General features: G+C 72.5%; 13 protein-coding genes. 6 read left to right on the forward strand and 7 right to left on the reverse strand.

The annotated features are described in order from the left end of the window. Positions 1-35 precede the first annotated feature (35 nt). A complete protein-coding gene (locus ACIQFZ_RS09410; RefSeq protein WP_402690940.1) occupies positions 36-647 on the reverse strand; it encodes a hypothetical protein in 612 nt (203 codons plus the stop codon). Positions 648-970: 323 nt separating this feature from the next. Here ACIQFZ_RS09410 and ACIQFZ_RS09415 point away from each other — a divergent pair, with 323 nt between their 5' ends. Both ACIQFZ_RS09415 and ACIQFZ_RS09420 read left to right on the forward strand, forming a co-directional pair. Further along, on the forward strand, positions 971-1,405 hold the full coding sequence (locus ACIQFZ_RS09415) for a subtilase-type protease inhibitor (protein ID WP_383058664.1): 435 nt from the start codon (positions 971-973) through the stop codon (positions 1,403-1,405). Between the two features lie 261 nt (positions 1,406-1,666). Further along, positions 1,667-2,194, forward strand: coding sequence for an SRPBCC family protein (locus ACIQFZ_RS09420; protein WP_402690941.1), 528 nt, complete (start codon positions 1,667-1,669; stop codon positions 2,192-2,194). A 37-nt stretch (positions 2,195-2,231) separates the two neighbouring features. On the opposite strand, the gene ACIQFZ_RS09425 is transcribed toward ACIQFZ_RS09420, so the two are convergent. The 4 genes from ACIQFZ_RS09425 to ACIQFZ_RS09440 form a co-directional block, all read right to left on the reverse strand. Then, positions 2,232-5,048: an NHLP bacteriocin export ABC transporter permease/ATPase subunit gene (locus ACIQFZ_RS09425; protein WP_402690942.1), complete on the reverse strand. Its 2,817-nt coding sequence runs from the start codon at positions 5,046-5,048 to the stop codon at positions 2,232-2,234. A gap of 1 nt (position 5,049) precedes the next feature. Beyond that, on the reverse strand, positions 5,050-7,272 hold the full coding sequence (locus tag ACIQFZ_RS09430; RefSeq protein WP_402690943.1) for an NHLP family bacteriocin export ABC transporter peptidase/permease/ATPase subunit: 2,223 nt from the start codon (positions 7,270-7,272) through the stop codon (positions 5,050-5,052). Then, on the reverse strand, positions 7,269-8,075 hold the full coding sequence (locus ACIQFZ_RS09435) for an HlyD family efflux transporter periplasmic adaptor subunit (protein ID WP_402690944.1): 807 nt from the start codon (positions 8,073-8,075) through the stop codon (positions 7,269-7,271). The genes ACIQFZ_RS09430 and ACIQFZ_RS09435 overlap by 4 nt, the downstream gene beginning before the upstream one ends. 74 nt (positions 8,076-8,149) lie before the next feature. Next, positions 8,150-8,365, reverse strand: coding sequence for a type A2 lantipeptide (locus ACIQFZ_RS09440; RefSeq protein ID WP_365417985.1), 216 nt, complete (start codon positions 8,363-8,365; stop codon positions 8,150-8,152). A 617-nt stretch (positions 8,366-8,982) separates the two neighbouring features. On the opposite strand from ACIQFZ_RS09440, the gene ACIQFZ_RS09445 reads away from it, so the two are divergent. The 4 genes from ACIQFZ_RS09445 (at position 8,983) to ACIQFZ_RS09460 (ending at position 14,919) form a co-directional block, all read left to right on the forward strand. Next, positions 8,983-10,275, forward strand: a complete 1,293-nt coding sequence (locus tag ACIQFZ_RS09445) for a S1 family peptidase (protein ID WP_383058668.1) — start codon at positions 8,983-8,985, stop codon at positions 10,273-10,275. Positions 10,276-10,530: 255 nt separating this feature from the next. After that, positions 10,531-12,978 carry a SpoIIE family protein phosphatase gene (locus ACIQFZ_RS09450; RefSeq protein WP_402690945.1) on the forward strand — a complete coding sequence of 816 codons (2,448 nt, stop codon included), beginning with the start codon at positions 10,531-10,533 and terminating at the stop codon, positions 12,976-12,978. A 100-nt stretch (positions 12,979-13,078) separates the two neighbouring features. Beyond that, positions 13,079-13,396 carry a WXG100 family type VII secretion target gene (locus tag ACIQFZ_RS09455; protein ID WP_365417993.1) on the forward strand — a complete coding sequence of 106 codons (318 nt, stop codon included), beginning with the start codon at positions 13,079-13,081 and terminating at the stop codon, positions 13,394-13,396. Continuing rightward, positions 13,393-14,919 carry a cytochrome bc complex cytochrome b subunit gene (locus ACIQFZ_RS09460; protein WP_383058670.1) on the forward strand — a complete coding sequence of 509 codons (1,527 nt, stop codon included), beginning with the start codon at positions 13,393-13,395 and terminating at the stop codon, positions 14,917-14,919. The genes ACIQFZ_RS09455 and ACIQFZ_RS09460 overlap by 4 nt, the downstream gene beginning before the upstream one ends. Here ACIQFZ_RS09460 and ACIQFZ_RS09465 read toward each other — a convergent pair. Together ACIQFZ_RS09465 and ctaD are read right to left on the reverse strand one after the other, a co-directional pair. Beyond that, positions 14,849-15,238 (reverse strand): cytochrome c oxidase subunit 4, encoded by a 390-nt coding sequence (locus ACIQFZ_RS09465; protein WP_365417996.1) that lies wholly within the window; start codon positions 15,236-15,238, stop codon positions 14,849-14,851. The two genes, ACIQFZ_RS09460 and ACIQFZ_RS09465, sit on opposite strands and share 71 nt — an antisense overlap. Beyond that, on the reverse strand, positions 15,235-16,911 hold the full coding sequence (gene ctaD, locus ACIQFZ_RS09470; RefSeq protein WP_365417999.1) for a cytochrome c oxidase subunit I: 1,677 nt from the start codon (positions 16,909-16,911) through the stop codon (positions 15,235-15,237). The genes ACIQFZ_RS09465 and ctaD overlap by 4 nt, the downstream gene beginning before the upstream one ends. Positions 16,912-16,930 lie beyond the last annotated feature (19 nt).

Consider the following 16,930-nt stretch of genomic DNA (forward strand, 5'->3'; position numbering starts at 1 on the left):
TCACGCCACCGGTGGATGAATCCTCCACCCTCCGCTCACCCCTCCCCGCCGCGGGTGCCCCGGCCGCGGCCGTCCTCGTCGTGAGTCTCCTCGTCGTGGGTGTCCTCGTCGTGGGTGTCCTCGGGCCGGGCATCGGGTCCCTGCGCCCGGACCCGCTGTACGTGCTCCAGCGACGCGCGCAGTTCGCCGAGCCAGTCGTCGGTGTGCTGCTGGACCAGGCGCACGCACCAGGCGAGGGCGTCGCTGCGGCTGCGGGCGACGCCACCCGCGATCAGGGTGTCGAGGACCTGGCGCTCGGGCTGGCGCAGCCGGGTCATGACGGGCGCGGCGACATGCGTGAACAGGGCCCGCCGCCCGGCGCACTCCACGCCCCAGGACACCTTCCGGCCGAACCGGTGCTCGGCCTCGCGGGCCACCGCGATCCGGCCCTCGCGGGTGCGCTCCCGGAACTCCCGCACCCGGCCCTCGACGGCCGCCTCCCGCTCCGCGGGTCCGGCGTCCCCGGCGAGCCGGGGGGCGGGAATCCGGCCGATGACGGTGATCTCCTCGCGATCCAACGCCACTTCGACCAGTTCCTCGAACAGATCGTCCGGCAGACGGCCGGCGAACCAGCCGCGCACTTTCTCTCGCTGCTCTGTCGTAATCATGTAATGACGATTACGCGGCTCGAACATGAACACAAGGGGTCGCGGGCAAGTCCGCCGAGAGCGGAACGGGAGTGTTTCAGGACGATTGGCGAGCGCGGGAAAACAGGCCATCCGGCCGGATCCGATGATCGCCGGGCCCATGGGCAAAGGGTTGTCGCCCCGGCGTTCCGTGACTTCGAGCCACTGATTCAATACGCAAGGTTACCGAAACCCGCGGGTTCGACGTGAGTTTCCGCCGCGGACTCGGCAGACTCCGGCACGCCGCTCCGGCACCGACCGAGCCGGGCCGGCACCCGACGACTTCCAGCGGAAGGAAGTACACGATGCGGAACACCGCGCGCTGGGCAGCGACCCTCGGCCTGACGGCCACCGCCGTCTGCGGGCCCCTCACGGCGCCGGCCCTCGCCGGCCCCGCACCGGCCACCGCCGGGCTCTACGCCCCCTCGGCCCTGGTGCTCACCGTGGGCCACGGCGTCGCCGCGGCGAACGCCGCACCGGAGCGCGCCGTCACCCTGAGCTGCGCGCCGGCGCCCTCCGGCACGCACCCGGCCGCGACCGAGGCGTGCGCGGAACTGCGCGGTGCGGACGGTGACTTCACGGCGCTGACGGCGAACGACCGGGTGGCGTGCACCAGGGAGTACAACCCCGTGGTGGTCACGGCCCAGGGCGTCTGGCAGGGCAGGCGCGTCTCCTACGAGCGCGCCTATGCCAACGAGTGCGTGAAGAACGCTTCGGTGACGAGCTTCTTCGCGTTCTGAGAGCCGGGATCGCGCGTTCCCCGCGCACACCTGAAGGGTCCCGTGACTGGGGAGTGCGGGCCCTGCCGCGGGGACCGGGCGATTCCGTACAAAGGGACCGGCGGGCGGAGTGGGGCCGCCCGCCGGCCCCTGGCATCGGCCGGAGTGCCTCTGGGTGAGGGCCGTCGCGACCGCCCCGGCGGTTCCATGCGCCCCGTACGGGCCCGGCCCGGTACATTCCGTCGACGCCCGACCCTCCGAGCAGACGAAGGACTGATCCCCATGCCCGCCGACCTCACCGGCACCTTTCTGCGGCTCGGCGACGGCCGCCCCGCCCTTCGCTTCACCCGTTCCTACGGCCACCCCGTGGACCGCGTCTGGCACTTCGTGACCGACCCCGGGGAACTCGCGCAGTGGTTCCCGTTCCGCGCCGAGATGGACCTGCGGCCCGGCGGCACCATCGTCTTCCGCGGGGAGACGGGCGCGGAGGAGTTCACCGGCACCGTGCTCGCCGTCGACCCGCCCGGGCACCTGTCCTTCGAGTGGGGAGGCAGCGAACTCCACTTCGACCTCGAGGAAATCGACGACAGGCACACCCGCTTCACCCTCACCGACATCCTCGCCGCCGAGGACACCGCTGCCCGCAACGGCGCCGGCTGGGAGGTCTGCCTGGCCGCCCTGGACACCAGGGCGCGCGGCGAGCGCTTCGAGGGACCGCACGCCGGGGTCCACGCCCCGTGGAAGGGCTTCTACGAGGCGTACATCGCCGCCGGAGTCCCCTCCGGAGCCCCCGTCCCGGGCCAGGACTGAACCACCTGGGCCAGGACCGAACGGCCCGGACCGGACCTCACGCCATCTGCCGCCGCACCAGTTCGTGCAGCCGCCCGCCCGTGTCCGCGAGCAGTTCGGCCGGCGGCCCCTGCTGGATGACCTTGCCGTCCTCCATCACGACGACCCGGTCGGCGTCCAGCACCGTCGACAGCCGGTGTGCGATGACGACGCGGGTGGCGTTGAGCTTGCGGGTGCTCTCGATCACCGTGCGCTGCGTGTCGTTGTCCAGCGCGCTGGTCGCCTCGTCGAAGAAGAGGATCCGCGGCCGGCGCACCAGGGCCTGGGCGATCATCAGCCGCTGCCGCTGGCCGCCGGAGACCGCGCCACTGCCCGAGACGATCGTGTGCAGACCCATCGGCATCCGCTCGATGTCCCGCGCCAGCCCCGCCAGCTCGGCCGCCGCCATCGCCTCCTCGGCCGTGCACGGCTCCGTGCCGCGGATGACGTCCAGGAGGGAACCGGTGAACGGCTGCGCGTGCTGGAGCACGACCCCGCACTGCCGCCGCACGGCCGACTGGTCCAGGGCCGCCAGGTCCTGGCCGTCGTACAGCACGCTGCCGGACAGCGGCCGGTCGAACCCGATCAGCAGCCTCAGCAGCGTCGACTTGCCGCAGCCGCTGGGTCCGACGATCGCCACGAACTCGCCCGGCCGCACCTCGAAGGACACGTCGTCGAGGACCAGCGGCCCGTCGTCGGTGTGGCGGAACGACAGCCGCCGCGCCTCGATCGCGCCGGACAGCGGCCCCGGCCGGGTACTGGCCGTGCGCACCTCCGGCGTGGCGTCCAGCACCGGCCTGATCTCCTCCAGCAGCGGCAGCGCGGCCACCGCCGAGACGAAGGCGCCGGTCAGCTGGGTGACCGAGGTCAGCAGCATCGTCACCGAGGTGTTGAAGGCCAGGAACGCCGCCGCCGACATCGAGCCGCGCGCCGGGCCGGCCAGCAGCATGAACATCAGCAGCGTGCACACCGGCAGGTACACGGCGCCCAGCACCGTGGTGAGGTTCTTGATCCGGCCCACCTTCTGCTGAAGCTCACGGCTGTGCGCGAACTGGGACGCCCAGGCGGCGTACGCGTAGTTCTCGGCCGCCGCCACCCGCAGCTTCGGCAGCCCCCGCAGCGTCTGGAAGGCCTGGTTGTTCAGCTTGTTGGTGAGCACCACAAGACGCCGCTGCCACCGCGCCTGCCACAGCCCGAGCCCGAGGAACACGGCGCCGATCACCACGAGCATGCCGAGCGCCGCCAGCGCCATGGAGGCGCTGTACCAGAACAGCAGCCCCAGGTTCATCGCGCCCACGGTCACCGACTGGACGACCACCGGGCCGACCCCCGCCAGCAGCCGGCGGATCGCGCTGACCCCCATGGCCGCGCTCGCCAGCTCGCCGGTGGACCGCTGGGTGAAGAACTTCGTCGGCAGCCGCAGCAGCCGGTCCCACACGGCCGACTGGAGGGTGGCCTCGATACGCCCCTCCAGCCGCAGGACGGTGAGGTTCTGCAGAAGCATGAAGGCGGCCGCCACCACGCTGCTGATGATCACGGCCAGACACGCCTGCACGATCAGGCCCTGCTCGGCCCTGGGCACGTACTCGCCGAGCACCTTGCCGGTCGCGATGGGAACCAGTGCCCCCAGGACGACCGTGACCAGCCCGGCGGACAGCAGGTTCAGCAGATCGCCGCCGGTACCGCGCAGACTGAACCGCAGCAGCCCGACCGGGCTGAGCCGTCGGTCGGGCAGCGGCCGGTAGAACATCACCGCGCGCGGCTCGAACTCCTCCGCGTTCGCCTTCTCCACCGGGTTCTCCCGCCCGGTGGCCGGGTGCACGGCGACGTATCCGCCGCGCCGCCACAGCAGCGCGACCGGCGCCCCGGACAGCGCCCGGTGGCCCACCAGCGGGCCGATGTTCTCCCGCCACCAGCGGCCCTGAAGACGTACGGCCCTGGTGCGCACCCGGGAGGCCAGGGCGACCCGCTCCACCGGGTCAAGCCGGTCGCTCTCGGTGCCGGCCTGGGGCGGTGCGGCCAGCGTGATCCCGGCGGCCCGGGCGACCAGTTCGCAGGCCGCGTAGCCGGCGTCGGTGTCGGCGGCCGTGGGCCGCCCCGCCGAGGACCGGCCGATGGACGCCAGCAGCGTCCGGTCGGCCTGGGCGCGCACGGCCTCACCGGCCTTGATACCGGCCGCCGTCCGGGTCTCGTGGGTGTGCTCCAGCTGTTCGATCCAGCGGTCCAGGGCGGTCAGCAGCCGGTACTGCTGATCGACCATGCTCTGCCACAGGGCGGGGTCCATCAGCAGATCGGCCGCGGCCTGAGCGCCGTACAGCGACCCGTACTGCACGCTGCCCGGCGGGACCTGCATCCAGAACACGTCGTCGTCCGTGGGCGCCGCCGCCCGTTCCTCGGCCATCGGCGCCTGGAAGAGCACGGACAGGCCGCGGCCGACGCCGAGCGCGAGGGCGTACTCCAGCGGGCTGGTCTGCGGCGGCACGTACTGGGGGTTGCCGTACTCGTCGTACGACCAGGTCTGGGTGCCGGCCGGCTGGTACAGCTCGCGCAGCCCGATGCGGCGCACGACGCAGTCCCGCAGCGGGCGCGCGACCAGGGTGTGCCGCGGGCCCGCTACGGGACCGAGCAGCAGCGAGCCCGCCTCCAGCCGGCCCAAGTGGTGCCAGTGCCCCTGCTGCGCCGCGTCGACCGCGAACAGGTCCACCGCGCCGGCCGCGATCAGCCACAGCTCCTGGGGGCCCGCCAGGTCGAGCCGGTTGAAGCCCGAGCAGTCGATCGGCGTGCCCAGGGAGCCGAGCGCCCCCAATACCAGGTCCGGCTCGTCCGCTGTCGTCATCTCACCGCTCCCTGACCAGCGCCGCGTACGCGCCGCCGCGCGCCACCAGGTCCTCGTGCCGCCCGCGTTCGACGACCGTGCCGTGCTGGAGCACGACGATCTCGTCGCTGTCGCGCACGGTGGACAGCCGGTGCGCGATCACCACGCAGGCGCAGCCGCGCCGCCGCAGGTTGTCCATCACGGCCTGCTCGGTCTCGGCGTCCAGGGCGCTGGTCACCTCGTCGAGCACGAGGATGCTGGGCCGGCGCACCAACGCGCGGGCGATCTCCAGGCGTTGGCGCTGCCCGCCGGAGAAGTTGCGGCCGTCCTGCTCGACCCCGCTGTGGATGCCGCCGGGGCGGCGCGTCACGACCTCGTACAGGGCCGCGTCGCGCAGCGCCTCCACCACGGCGTCGTCCGGGATCGACGGGTCCCACAGGGCCACGTTGTCGCGGACCGTGCCCTCGAAGAGGAACACGTCCTGGTCGACGAAGGACACGGAGGCCGCCAGCGCCCCGCGCGGGATGTCCTCCAGACGCTGCCCGTCGATGCGGATCACTCCGTCCCAGGGCGTGTACAGGCCCGAGATCAGGCGGGAGACCGTCGACTTGCCGCTGCCCGAGCCGCCGACGAGCGCCACCTGCCGGCCCGGTCCGACGGTCAGGTCGAAGCCGGTCAGCAGCGGCTTGTCCAGCGGGCTGTAGCCGAAGCTGATGTTCTCCAGCTCCACGTGCCCGTGCAGCCGGCGGGTGGAGTCCCCGCCGCCGGGGCGGGTGTAGAGGGGGTCGGCCTGGAAGTTCTCGACGTCCTTGAGCCGGGCCACGTCCGCCGCGAAGTCCTGGATGCGGCCCGCGACGCCGTTGAGCCGGGTCAGCGGCGCGGTGAACCGGGTCACCAGCGCCTGGAACGCGACCAGCAGTCCGACCGAGATGTGCCCCTCGACGGCCCGCATCCCGCCGATCCACAGGATCAGCGCGCTGTTGAGCGTGGCGAGCGCCGGTGCGACCACGCCCAGCCAGGCGCTCGGCACCCCGAGCCGCTGCTGCTCCTCCAGGGTGGCGGCGTGCTGTCCGGCCCACTTGCGGAAGTAGCCGTCCTCGCCGCCGGTCGCCTTCATCGTCTCGATCAACTGGAGCCCGGTGTAGGCGGTGTTGGTCAGCCGGGCGTTGTCCGCGCGCAGCTTCGCCGTCCGGGTGGCGCGCAGCCGTACGACGACCCGCATCGCCACGACGTTCAGCAGGGCCACGCCGATGCCGACGAACGTGAGCTGCGGGTCGTAGGTGTAGAGCAGCAGCGTGTACAGCACCACGACCACCGCGTCGACGCCGGCCGCGGCCAGGTCGCGGGCGAGTGTCTCGGCCACCTGGTCGTTGGAGGCCAGCCGCTGCACCAGGTCGGCCGGGCTGCGCTGGGCGAAGAACGTGACCGGCAGCCGCAGCAGATGCCGCAGGAAGCGGGCGCTGGCGAGCGTGGAGGAGATGACGCGCCCGTGCAGCAGGTTGGCCTGCTGCAACCAGGTCAGCACGACGGTGAGCAGCACGCACGCGCCCATCGACGCGAACAGCACGCCCAGGAGCGAGGTCTGGCCGCCGATCAGATAGGTGTCGATGTAGGTCCGGCTGAGCGCGGGCACCGCCGCGCCGACCACGACCAGCAGCAGACTGGCCAGCACCGCCGCCGGCATCGTCCCCGCGGTGCCGCGCATCCGGGCCGGTAGGGCGCCCAGGACTCCGGGCTTGCGGCCGCCCCGCTCGAAGTCCTCGCCGGGCTCCGTCACCAGCACGACACCGGTGTAGCTGGTGTCGAAGTCCTCCATGGGCACGAACCGGCGGCCCTTGCCGGGGTCGTTGACGAACACCCCGCGCCGGCCGAGGCGGCGGCCCATGCCGTCGTAGACGACGTAGTGGTTGAACTCCCAGAAGAGGACGGCGGGCGCCTTCACCGCCGCGAGCGCGGCGGTGTCCATCTGCATGCCCTTGGCCGTCAGACCGTAACTGCGGGCCGCCTTCAGCAGGTTGCTCGCCCGTGAGCCGTCCCGGGAAACGCCGCAGGCGATGCGCAGCTCCTCCAGGGGGACATGGCGGCCGTAGTGGCCGAGGACCATGGCGAGCGAGGCGGCCCCGCACTCCACGGCCTCCATCTGGAGCACGGTGGGCGTGCGGACGGTCCCGCCCCGTGCCTTGGGGACGGGCCGTCCGGGCCGGGCGGCGCGCCGGCGGCCGCGGGTCTCCTGGGTGGTGGTCACGGCAGCAGCCAATCGAGGGGACGCTGGTCGGCCAGCCGGATCGAGGCGGCGGCCGGGGTCATGGAGTCGAGCCGGTACGGCGGCCCGCCGGCGGACGACCACGCGAGGCCGCTCTCCGTCGCGGACGAGATGTCGAGCCGTACGAGTACGGCGACGGGCCGGCCCTTCCGGGTGAACTGCTCGCCCAGTTGGCCGTCCCCGAGGAAGGCGGCGATCCGCTGGGCGGACTGGGCCGACCGGTCCACCGTCTTCACATGGCCGCGCAGCACGCCGTAGCGCTGGGCGGGCACCGAGGAGACGGTCAGGTCGACCGAGGCGCCGGCGGGAATGGCGGCGGCGTTCTCGGCGGGCACGTACACGGTCGCGTACAGCGGGTCGGAGGCGCGGGCGACCTTCTCCACGGCGGCGACGTTCGCGCCGGTGGACACGATCTGGCCGAGGGTGGCGGCGAGCGTGGTGATCCGGCCGGCGGCGACCGTGCGCACGGTCTCCTCGCCCTGGCCGGTACGCACCCTGAGCACGGGAGAGTTCGCGGGCAGCCGCTCGCCCTCCTTGGCGAGGACCGCGGTGACCTGTCCGGCGACCGGGCTCTGCAGGACGTAACTGCCCTGCCCGTGCGTGAGGATGGCCGGCGCGCCGACGGTCGACGCCACCGATCCGGTCACGGCCCACAGGGACGCGGCCGCCATGGCGACGAGGGTGACGGACAGGGCGAGCCATCCCTGGGGGCGGGCGAGCCGCACCGGGAGGTCGAGTTCTTCCGGCGACTGGAGCTTGGCGAGTGCCTGTTGTCGGAACTGCACGTTACGGCTTCCTGCGGCAACCGCGAGCCCCGGAACCGGCGTGCGGTTCCGGGACTCGCGGCGACGAGGTGCGATCAGAGACCGGCGACCAGGCCGGCGACCGGGGCGGTGCTCAGACCGGTGGCACCCTCGACCGTGCCGACGGCCGTGTCCACCACGCCGGAGACCGGGACAACGCTGTCCACCAGGCCGGTGGCGGTGCCCAGAGCGTTCACGGACAGACCGCCGGAGACGTTGTCGAGCTCGGCGTCGGAGATCTCGACGGTCTCAACCTGGGGGGTGGAGTTCATGATGGAACGTCCCTTCATATGGATGTCTCACAAGGGGGGAGCGGCCTTCTTCGGGGAAAGACGGCCGCGAGCGTGGGTACCGGGCCCCGTTTCCCGAGCGCCCGGCTGGGGTCCCGCGCTGCGATGGATGTAAGCACGGTGCGGCCCGTCGCTTCCACTCAACCAGGGCCCCCACCAGGGCACTTGTCGGTGCGACCGGAGAAGCGTGCAGGCTCGGCAACGGCATGGCGGCGACTTCTTCACACGCCGCACCGCATCGGCGCACCGCCTCCCTTGCCCCTGCGCCGGTGCGTCCGGAACCGGGCGCCGAAGCCCTCGTAGGGGACGCGCCGTTGTGCAGATCCTCCGACCGTGGTGACTTCGTTGGGCATTCGATGTGCAGATTTGCTGAAGCCCGAATTCCACTTCCTGTTCGCAACCGACCGTCGCCGTGCGGTCGCGGAGCGTTCCCTCAGCCCCTGCTGAGCTTGGGAGTTGACCGATTCAGCATGGCTCGTGACGAGTTGGCGATCGGGATTGAACGCGGTGCCTGCCCCCTGCGTACCAACAGCCGTCCAGGCGTCCCCCAACCGCCACCGGACGGCGGTGCAGGCCCCGTCCCCAGGAGGTCGAGAAGTTTGAGTCACAAGCGAATTCCGAAGCGCAAGGCCGCGATAGCGGCGGGCGGCGTGGTGGCGCTGGGTGCGGTGGCGGTGCTGCTCCCGAACGCCAACGCCTCCCAGGACGGCGCGGCGGACGACGCCACTCCCAGGACCCTCAGGGCCGCGGACGCCTCGGGCCTTTCCGCGCGGCTCGCCACGGAGCTCGGGGACTCCTTCGCGGGCTCCTACTACGACAGCGCCGAACGGCGGCTCGTCGTCAACGTGGCGGGCGGCGACGCCGGCATGGTCCTCCGGGCGAAGAAGGCGGGCGTGACCGTCCGCCAGGTCGGCAACAGCACCGCCGCCCTGAAGTCCGCGGCGCGGACCCTGAAGGCCGATGCCACCATCCCCGGCACCTCCTGGGCCGTCGACCCGCGCACCAACAAGGTCGTGGTCACCGCCGACAGCACGGTCACCGGCGCCAACTGGAACAGGCTCCAGTCCACCGTCCGCGTCCTCGGCTCCGGCATGGCGACCCTGAAGAAGTCCGCCGGCACCTTCAAGACCTTCGCCTCCGGCGGCGACGCCATCTTCTCCCGGACGCAGGGCGGCACCGTCCGCTGCTCCCTCGGCTTCAACGTCACCGCGGGCGACGGCAGCCCCGCCTTCCTGACCGCCGGGCACTGCGGCGTCGCGGCCGAGCAGTGGTCCGATTCCCAGAACGGCGCGCCGGTGGCCACGGTGGACCAGGCCACCTTCCCTGGCAGCGACCTCGCCCTCGTCACGTACGACGACCCGAACACGCAGGCACCGAGCGCGGTCGACGTCGGCAACGGGCAGAGCGTCGAGATCACCGGGGCGGCCGAGGCCACCGTCGGCGCGACGGTGTTCCGCATGGGCAGCACCACCGGACTGCACAACGGCACGGTCACCGGCCTCGACGCCACCGTCAACTTCCAGAGCGAGACCGGCGGTGTCGACACCGTCACGGGCCTCATCCAGACCAACGTCTGCGCCGAGCCCGGCGACAGCGGTGGCCCCCTGTTCACACAGGACGGCGGCGCGGTCGGCCTCACCTCGGGCGGCAGCGGCGACTGCACCCGTGGCGGCGAGACCTTCTTCCAGCCGGTCACCACCGCCCTCCAGGCGACGGGCGCGACGGTTGGCGCGGGCGGCGGTGGCGGCGACGCGGCCGGCGACGCGGGAGTCGCGAGCGACCAGCAGTCCGGTGCCGACCAGTCCGGCGCGAACCGGTCCGCCGGCCAGTCCGGTGCGGGTGACCAGCAGTCCGGCCCCGCGTACGGCTCCGGGCGCACCCGGACCCCCTGAACGGCCCCCGGGCGGCTACCCCCTGAGTCGCTCGCCCCGGGCCGCTGACCGGCTCCCCCCACGCCACCGACCGGCCTTCCGGCCGGCGGTGCCTGCCGGTCAGTGGATCGGTCCGGCCCTCCCGGCGGAGGGCCGGACCGATCCGTCGTCCGACAGCCGTGCGCTCCGCCACACGGTCGAACCTTTCGGGCATCGTCCACCCCGGAACTCCCGGAACTGTCACAGGGGCTGCGTAAACGTCCGATACACGCTGTAATGACCAATGTGGTCAGTGAGGGCGCTACTGCACGAAGAACGAGAACCCCGCGGGCCGAACTCGCTCTCAGAACGCTCGCCTCCGCACCGGCCTCCGCCGACCGGCTGCGCCGCGTGCTGGAGCAGGCCCTGGTCTTCACCGGGGCCGCGTTCGCCGGCGTCTACGTCCGTGCCGCGACGGGCGAGGTGCTGTGCGTGTCCGAGTCGGTCGGTGTCCCACGGACCCTGTACGGGCTGCGGGACAGCTACCCCCTGGCCGGACGGTCCCCGGCGGCCGACGCATGCCGCACCGGCCGGCCCGTGTGGCTGCGACCCGAGGAGCTCGCCGGCTCCGCCGACTTCCGGCGGATGCCGGCCGGAGACGTCTTCTTCCTGGCCGCGTTACCCCTGCGCGGGCCGGACGGCGGCGTGCTGCTCGCCGTCACCGACGAGCCGGGCGGCTTCGACGGCGAGGACCGGGCGTGCCTCGAACTGATCGCCAAGGCCGTCGCGTGCCCCGACGCCGCGGAGGCCGCCCAGGGCGAGGAGCTGCCGCCGGACGCGTTCAGCCTCGCCATGGACAGCGGGCGCGTGGAGGTCGGCGATCGCATCCTGGACCTGTTCGGCATCGGCCGGTCCGGCTTCGACGGCAAGGTGGAGACGCTGCTCGCGCTGACCGTGCCGGAGGACCTGCCGTCCCTGATGTCCGTGGTCGAGGCCGACCACATGTCGATCGGCGAGCGCGAGTTGGAGTTCCGCGCCCTGCGACCGGGCGGCCAACCCAGGTGGCTGCGGCTGCGCGGACGGCTGCTGCCCGGCGGCGAGGGCCGCCCGGCCCGCCTGGTCGGCACCGTCGCCGACGCCTCCACGCTGCGCCCCGGCGTCAACGACGTCGCCCGCGTCCAGCGGCTCGCCGCGGCCCTGGCGACCGCGGGCACCGTCCGGGACGTCGGCCAGGCCGTGGTGGCCGCGCTGCGCGCACCGCTGCGGGCCGACCGGATCGCGCTGGCCGAGCTGGAGAACGACCGGCTCGTCGTCACCGTCCTCGACCCGCCCGAACCGGAGGCCTGGCCCGAGCTGTGGCGCCTTCAGTGGCGCACCGAGTGGCCGGACGCGCCGGTGCGGGCCATGCCCACCCTGGCCGCCGCCCTGCGCGAGGGCCGCGCCCAGATCTGGCCCGCCGGTGCCACCCTCGAACCGGCCCTCGCCGACGTCGGCCCGGGCGGCCTCGCGGTGCTGCCGCTGCCCGCGGCCGGCCGCATGGCGGGCGCCTGCCTGATCGGCTGGGACACCCCGCACGACTTCGGTCCCGACGAACGCGCCCTGCTCACCGCCTCGGCGGGCCTGGCCGGGCAGGCCCTGCTGCGCGCCCGCGCCTTCGACGCCGAGCACGAACTCGTCGGCATGCTCCAGCGCACCCTGCTGCCCAGCCGACTGCCGGAACTGCCCGGTGCCGAGGCGGTGGCCCGCTATCTGCCGGCCACCGCCGGACTGGAGGTCGGGGGCGACTGGTACGACGTGATCCCGCTGCCCGACCACCACGTGGCCCTCGTCATCGGCGACGTGCAGGGCCACAACGCGGGCGCCGCCACCCTGATGGGCCAGATGCGCACCGCCCTGCGCGCCTACGCCGCCGAGGGCCACCCGCCGGACGTGGTGGTCTCGCACGCCAACCGCCTCCTGCTGGAGATGGAGACCGACCTGTTCGCCACCTGCGCCTACGTCGAGGTCGACATGGAGCAGGGCTCTGCCTGGTGCGTACGCGCCGGACACCCCCCGCCGGTGCTGCGCCACCCGGACGGCCGCACCGAGATAGCGGAGGCCGAGGGCGGGCCCCCGCTCGGCGTACTGACGCAGGCCGACTTCCCGATGACCCCGCTGCGCCTGCAACCCGGCACGGTGCTCGCCCTGACCACCGACGGGCTGGTGGAGTCCGCGGACGCCGACATCGACGAGGGCATGGCCCGACTCGCCCGCGACCTGGCCGCCGCCGACCCCTCCCACCTCGGCCTGGTCGCCGACGTCCTGCTGACCGGCGTGCGCCGCGACGACGACATCGCGCTGCTGCTGATGCGCTACGACGGCATGGCCGTACGCCCTCTCAGGGAGAGCTGGTCGGTGTGGCGGGTGCCCGAGGCCGTCCGGCACGCCCGCCGCTTCACCCGGCGCACCCTGCGCTCCTGGGGCGTCACGGAAGACACCGACGCCGTGCTCCTCGTCGTGTCCGAGCTGGTCACCAACGCCCTCGTGCACACCGACGGCCAGGTCCGCCTGGACCTCACCCTCGTCAACCGGCGGCTGCGCGTCGCCGTCGCCGACGCCTCGCCCCGCACCCCGGTCAAGCCGACCAGCATCGGCTGGCAGGCCACCGGCGGCCGGGGCATCCTCCTCGTCGAGGCCATGTCGGCGGCCTGGGGCACCGTGCCGGCCGGCGGCGGCAAGCAGGTGTGGAGCGAGCTGGCGCTCTGAGACCGCCCGCGGCCCCGCGACCCGCCACACGGGTGCGCCGTGTCCCCGCCCGGCAGGTCGGGACCGCCGCGTGCGCCGGTCGTGCTTAGGGTCCTGGGCTGTGTCACACACCTTCGAAGAGCTCGTGGCCAAGCAGCGGGCGGCCGACGAGGCACACGACCGGGTCGAGCAGCTGCGGCAGAACTACGGACCGCCCGCGCAGGCGCAGTGGACCGGAACGCAGAGCGAGACGTACGAGACGGCGTGGCGGGCCTGGCGGGACCTGGCCCGTGACCTCCAGGCCGCCCTGAGCGAGTACGCGAGCGACGAGGGCAAGCCGCGCACCGAGATCGAGGCCGGTGTGGAGAGGGCCGCGCGGTCGGCCCCGGAGGCGGGCGAAGGCGGCCGGGACGAGGGCGGCGGAGCGGAGGAGCCGTGAGCCCGGCACGGCGCGGGCGCCCCGTACGCGGCGCCGGGGCCGGTGAGCGCTTCACCGGCTTCCTGGACGCCCGGCTGCCGCTGTCCGAGGGCGGCGGGCTGATGCGCAAGGCGTTCCCCGAGCACTGGTCGTTCCTGCTCGGCGAACTCGCTCTGTACAGCCTGGTCCTGCTGGTCCTGACCGGCGTATGGCTGACGCTGTTCTTCCAGCCCGGCATGCGCGAGGTCGCCTACTCCGGGTCGTACACGCCGCTGCGCGGGGTGCTCATGTCGGAGGCGTTCGACTCCACCCTGCGCATCAGCTTCGACATCCGCGGCGGGCTGCTGCTGCGCCAGGCCCACCATTGGGCGGCGCTCGTCTTCGTCGCCGCGATCGGCGCGCACCTGCTGCGGATCTTCTTCACCGGCGCCTTCCGCAGGCCCAGGGAGATCAACTGGGTCATCGGGGTCACGCTGTTCGCCCTGGCCATCGCCGAGGGCTTCGCGGGCTACTCCCTGCCCGACGACCTGCTCTCCGGCACCGGGCTGCGCATCGCCCACGCGATCATGCTGTCCCTGCCGGTGATCGGCACCTACGCCAGTTTCTTCGTGTTCGGCGGCCAGTTCCCGGGGCACGAGATCATCCCCCGCCTGTACAGCCTGCACATCCTGCTGCTGCCGGGCGTCCTGATCGGGCTGGTCGTCGTGCACCTGATCCTCGTCTTCTACCTGAAGCACACCCAGTGGCGCGGCCCGGGGCGCAGCAATCGCAACGTGCGGGGCAAACCGCTCTTCCCCGAGTTCACCGCCTCTTCGCTGGGCCTGCAGTTCACCGTCTTCGGCGTGTTGTTCCTGCTCGCCGGGATCGCCCAGATCAACCCGGTGTGGACGTACGGCCCCTACCAGCCGGACCAGGCGTCCACGGGCTCCCAGCCGGACTGGTACGTCGGATTCCTGGAGGGCTCGCTGCGGTTGATGCCGGCCTGGGAGACGAACGTGGCCGGGCACACGATCATGTGGAACGCCTTCCTGCCGGCGGTGGTCCTGCCGGGGCTGCTGTTCGCCGTCCTGTACGCGTACCCGTTCGCCGAGCAGTGGCTGACGGGGGAGTGGCACCAGGAGCACCACCTGTGCGACCGGCCGCGGGAGCGCCCCGTGCGCACCGGCCTCGGCGTCGCCGGGCTCGTGTTCTACGGCGTGCTGCTGCTGGAGGGCGGCAACGACGTCATCGCCGCCACCTTCCGGGTCTCCGTGAACACGATCACCTGGGTGCTGCGGATCTCGCTCGTGCTGGCACCCGTCGTCGCCTTCCTGGCCACCCGGGCCCTGTGTCACGCCCTGCTGGCCAAGGAGCAGGAGGTCCTCGCCGAGGGCGAGGAGACCGGCGAGGTGCGGCAGTCCATCGCCGGGGGCTACGAGAGCGACCACCGCCCCGTCGAGTCGCGCCGCCCCGGAGCCCCGGCGGGACCGGTGGTCACTCGCCCCGGTGTACGTACTGGAACGCCATCCCCGCCACCCCCCGCACCAGCACCCCGAGACCGATGAGGAACAGCCACAGCCCGTAGACCACGCCCAGCGCGCTGACCGAGAAGCCCAGCGCGGTGGTGATCGGCCAGGTGCTCTCGGGCGGGAAGAACTCCAGCGGCCCGGCGGCGTCGGCGACCTCGGCCTCGCGGCGGTCCTGCGGGCGCACCCCCTTGCGCCGGTACTGGATCAGGCAGAAGAAGGAGACCAGCGCCGCCATTCCGCAGGCGATGACCAGCGCCGCCGTGCCGGCCGGCTCGCCCGACCAGACGCCGTACAGGGCGGCGGTGCCGCCGAAGAAGAGTGCGACGCCGCCGAAGAGCAGGGCTTCCACCTTCATCGGCGTCCCTCCAGTTCCGCCCGCTGGACGATGTCGGGGTGGTGCAGGTCGAAGGCGGGGGCCTCGGAGCGGATCCGGGGCAGCGCGTCGAAGTTGTGCCGCGGTGGCGGGCAGGAGGTCGCCCACTCCAGGGCGCGCCCGTACCCCCAGGGGTCGTTCACGGTGACCCGCCGTCCATGGCGCGAGGTGTGCCAGACGTTGTAGAGGAAGGGCAGGGTGGACGCGCCGAGCAGGAACGCCCCCGCCGAGGAGAGTGTGTTCAGGAGGGTGAAGCCGTCGGCGGGCAGGTAGTCGGCGTACCTGCGGGGCATCCCCTCCGCGCCGAGCCAGTGCTGCACCAGGAACGTGAGCTGGAAGCCGGGGAACAGCAGCCAGAAATGGATCTTGCCAAGCCGTTCGTCCAGCATCTTCCCGGTGAGCTTGGGCCACCAGAAGTAGAAACCCGCGAACATCGCGAACACCACGGTGCCGAACAGCACGTAGTGCAGGTGCGCCACGATGAAGTACGAGTCGGTCACGTGGAAGTCCAGCGGCGGCGAGGCGATCAGCACCCCGCTGAGCCCGCCCAGCAGGAACGACACCAGGAAGCCGCACGACCACAGCATCGGCGTCTCGAACGACAGCGAGCCGCCCCGCATCGTCCCGATCCAGGCGAAGAACTTGATCCCGGTGGGCACCGCGATCAGGAACGACATGATCGAGAAGAACGGCAGCAGCACCGCGCCCGTCGCGAACATGTGGTGCGCCCACACCACCGCGGACAGCATGGTGATCGCGATGGTCGCCCCGATCATCGGCAGGTACCCGAACTGCGGCTTGCGGGAGAAGACCGGGACGATCTCACTGACGATCCCGAAGAACGGCAGCGCGACGATGTAGACCTCCGGATGGCCGAAGAACCAGAACAGGTGCTGCCACAGCAGCGCCCCGCCGTTGGCCGCGTCGAAGACGTGCGCCCCGAACTTGCGGTCCGCCTCCAGGGCGAGCAGCGCGGCGGTCAGCACCGGGAAGGCGGGCAGCACCAGGATCGAGGTGAACAGCACGTTCCAGGTGAAGATCGGCATCCGGAACATCGTCATCCCCGGCGCGCGCAGGGTGGTGATCGTGGCGATGAAGTTGACCGCGCCGAGCGTCGTCGACACGCCCGTCACCACCAGCCCCATCACCCACAGGTCGCCGCCCGCGCCGGGGGAGTAGTAGGCGCTGTTCAGCGGCGCGTAGGCGAACCAGCCGAAGGCCGCCGCGCCGCCGGGCACGAGGAATCCCGAGACGACCATGAGCCCGCCGAAGAGGTACATCCAGTACGACAGGGCGTTCAGGCGGGGGAAGGCCACGTCCGGGGCGCCGATCTGGAGCGGCATCACCGCGTTGGTGAAGCCCGCGAACATGGGCGTGGCGAAGAGCAGCATCATGATCGTGCCGTGGATCGTGAAGAGCTCGTTGTAGGTCTGCTGGTTCATGAACTGCAGGCCGGGCCGGGCGAGTTCGGCGCGCATTCCCATCGCCAGCAGGCCGGCCAGCAGGAAGAAGCCGAACGCCGTGACCATGTAGAGCCTGCCGATCACCTTGTGATCGGTCGTCGAGGCCCACTCCAACAGCTTCCGGCCGAACGGGCGGGCGGGGGTGGCGGGCCGCTCGGCGGCGGACGCGGATGTTTCGGACGTATCGGTCATCGGCGGCGAGGCTACCGCC

Origin of the sequence: Streptomyces sp. NPDC093064 (assembly GCF_044754605.1) — a bacterium.
In the GTDB taxonomy this organism is placed as follows: domain Bacteria; phylum Actinomycetota; class Actinomycetes; order Streptomycetales; family Streptomycetaceae; genus Streptomyces.

Excerpts from the sequence above, each read along its gene's own strand:
- ACIQFZ_RS09415 (WP_383058664.1), top strand. The coding sequence starts at position 971 with ATGCGGAACACCGCGCGCTGGGCAGCGACCCTCGGCCTGACGGCCACC.
- ctaD (WP_365417999.1), bottom strand. The coding sequence starts at position 16,911 with ATGACCGATACGTCCGAAACATCCGCGTCCGCCGCCGAGCGGCCCGCC.
- ACIQFZ_RS09440 (WP_365417985.1), bottom strand. The coding sequence starts at position 8,365 with ATGAACTCCACCCCCCAGGTTGAGACCGTCGAGATCTCCGACGCCGAG.
- ACIQFZ_RS09420 (WP_402690941.1), top strand. The coding sequence starts at position 1,667 with ATGCCCGCCGACCTCACCGGCACCTTTCTGCGGCTCGGCGACGGCCGC.
- ACIQFZ_RS09410 (WP_402690940.1), bottom strand. The coding sequence starts at position 647 with ATGATTACGACAGAGCAGCGAGAGAAAGTGCGCGGCTGGTTCGCCGGC.
- ACIQFZ_RS09450 (WP_402690945.1), top strand. The coding sequence starts at position 10,531 with ATGACCAATGTGGTCAGTGAGGGCGCTACTGCACGAAGAACGAGAACC.
- ACIQFZ_RS09425 (WP_402690942.1), bottom strand. The coding sequence starts at position 5,048 with ATGACGACAGCGGACGAGCCGGACCTGGTATTGGGGGCGCTCGGCTCC.
- ACIQFZ_RS09465 (WP_365417996.1), bottom strand. The coding sequence starts at position 15,238 with ATGAAGGTGGAAGCCCTGCTCTTCGGCGGCGTCGCACTCTTCTTCGGC.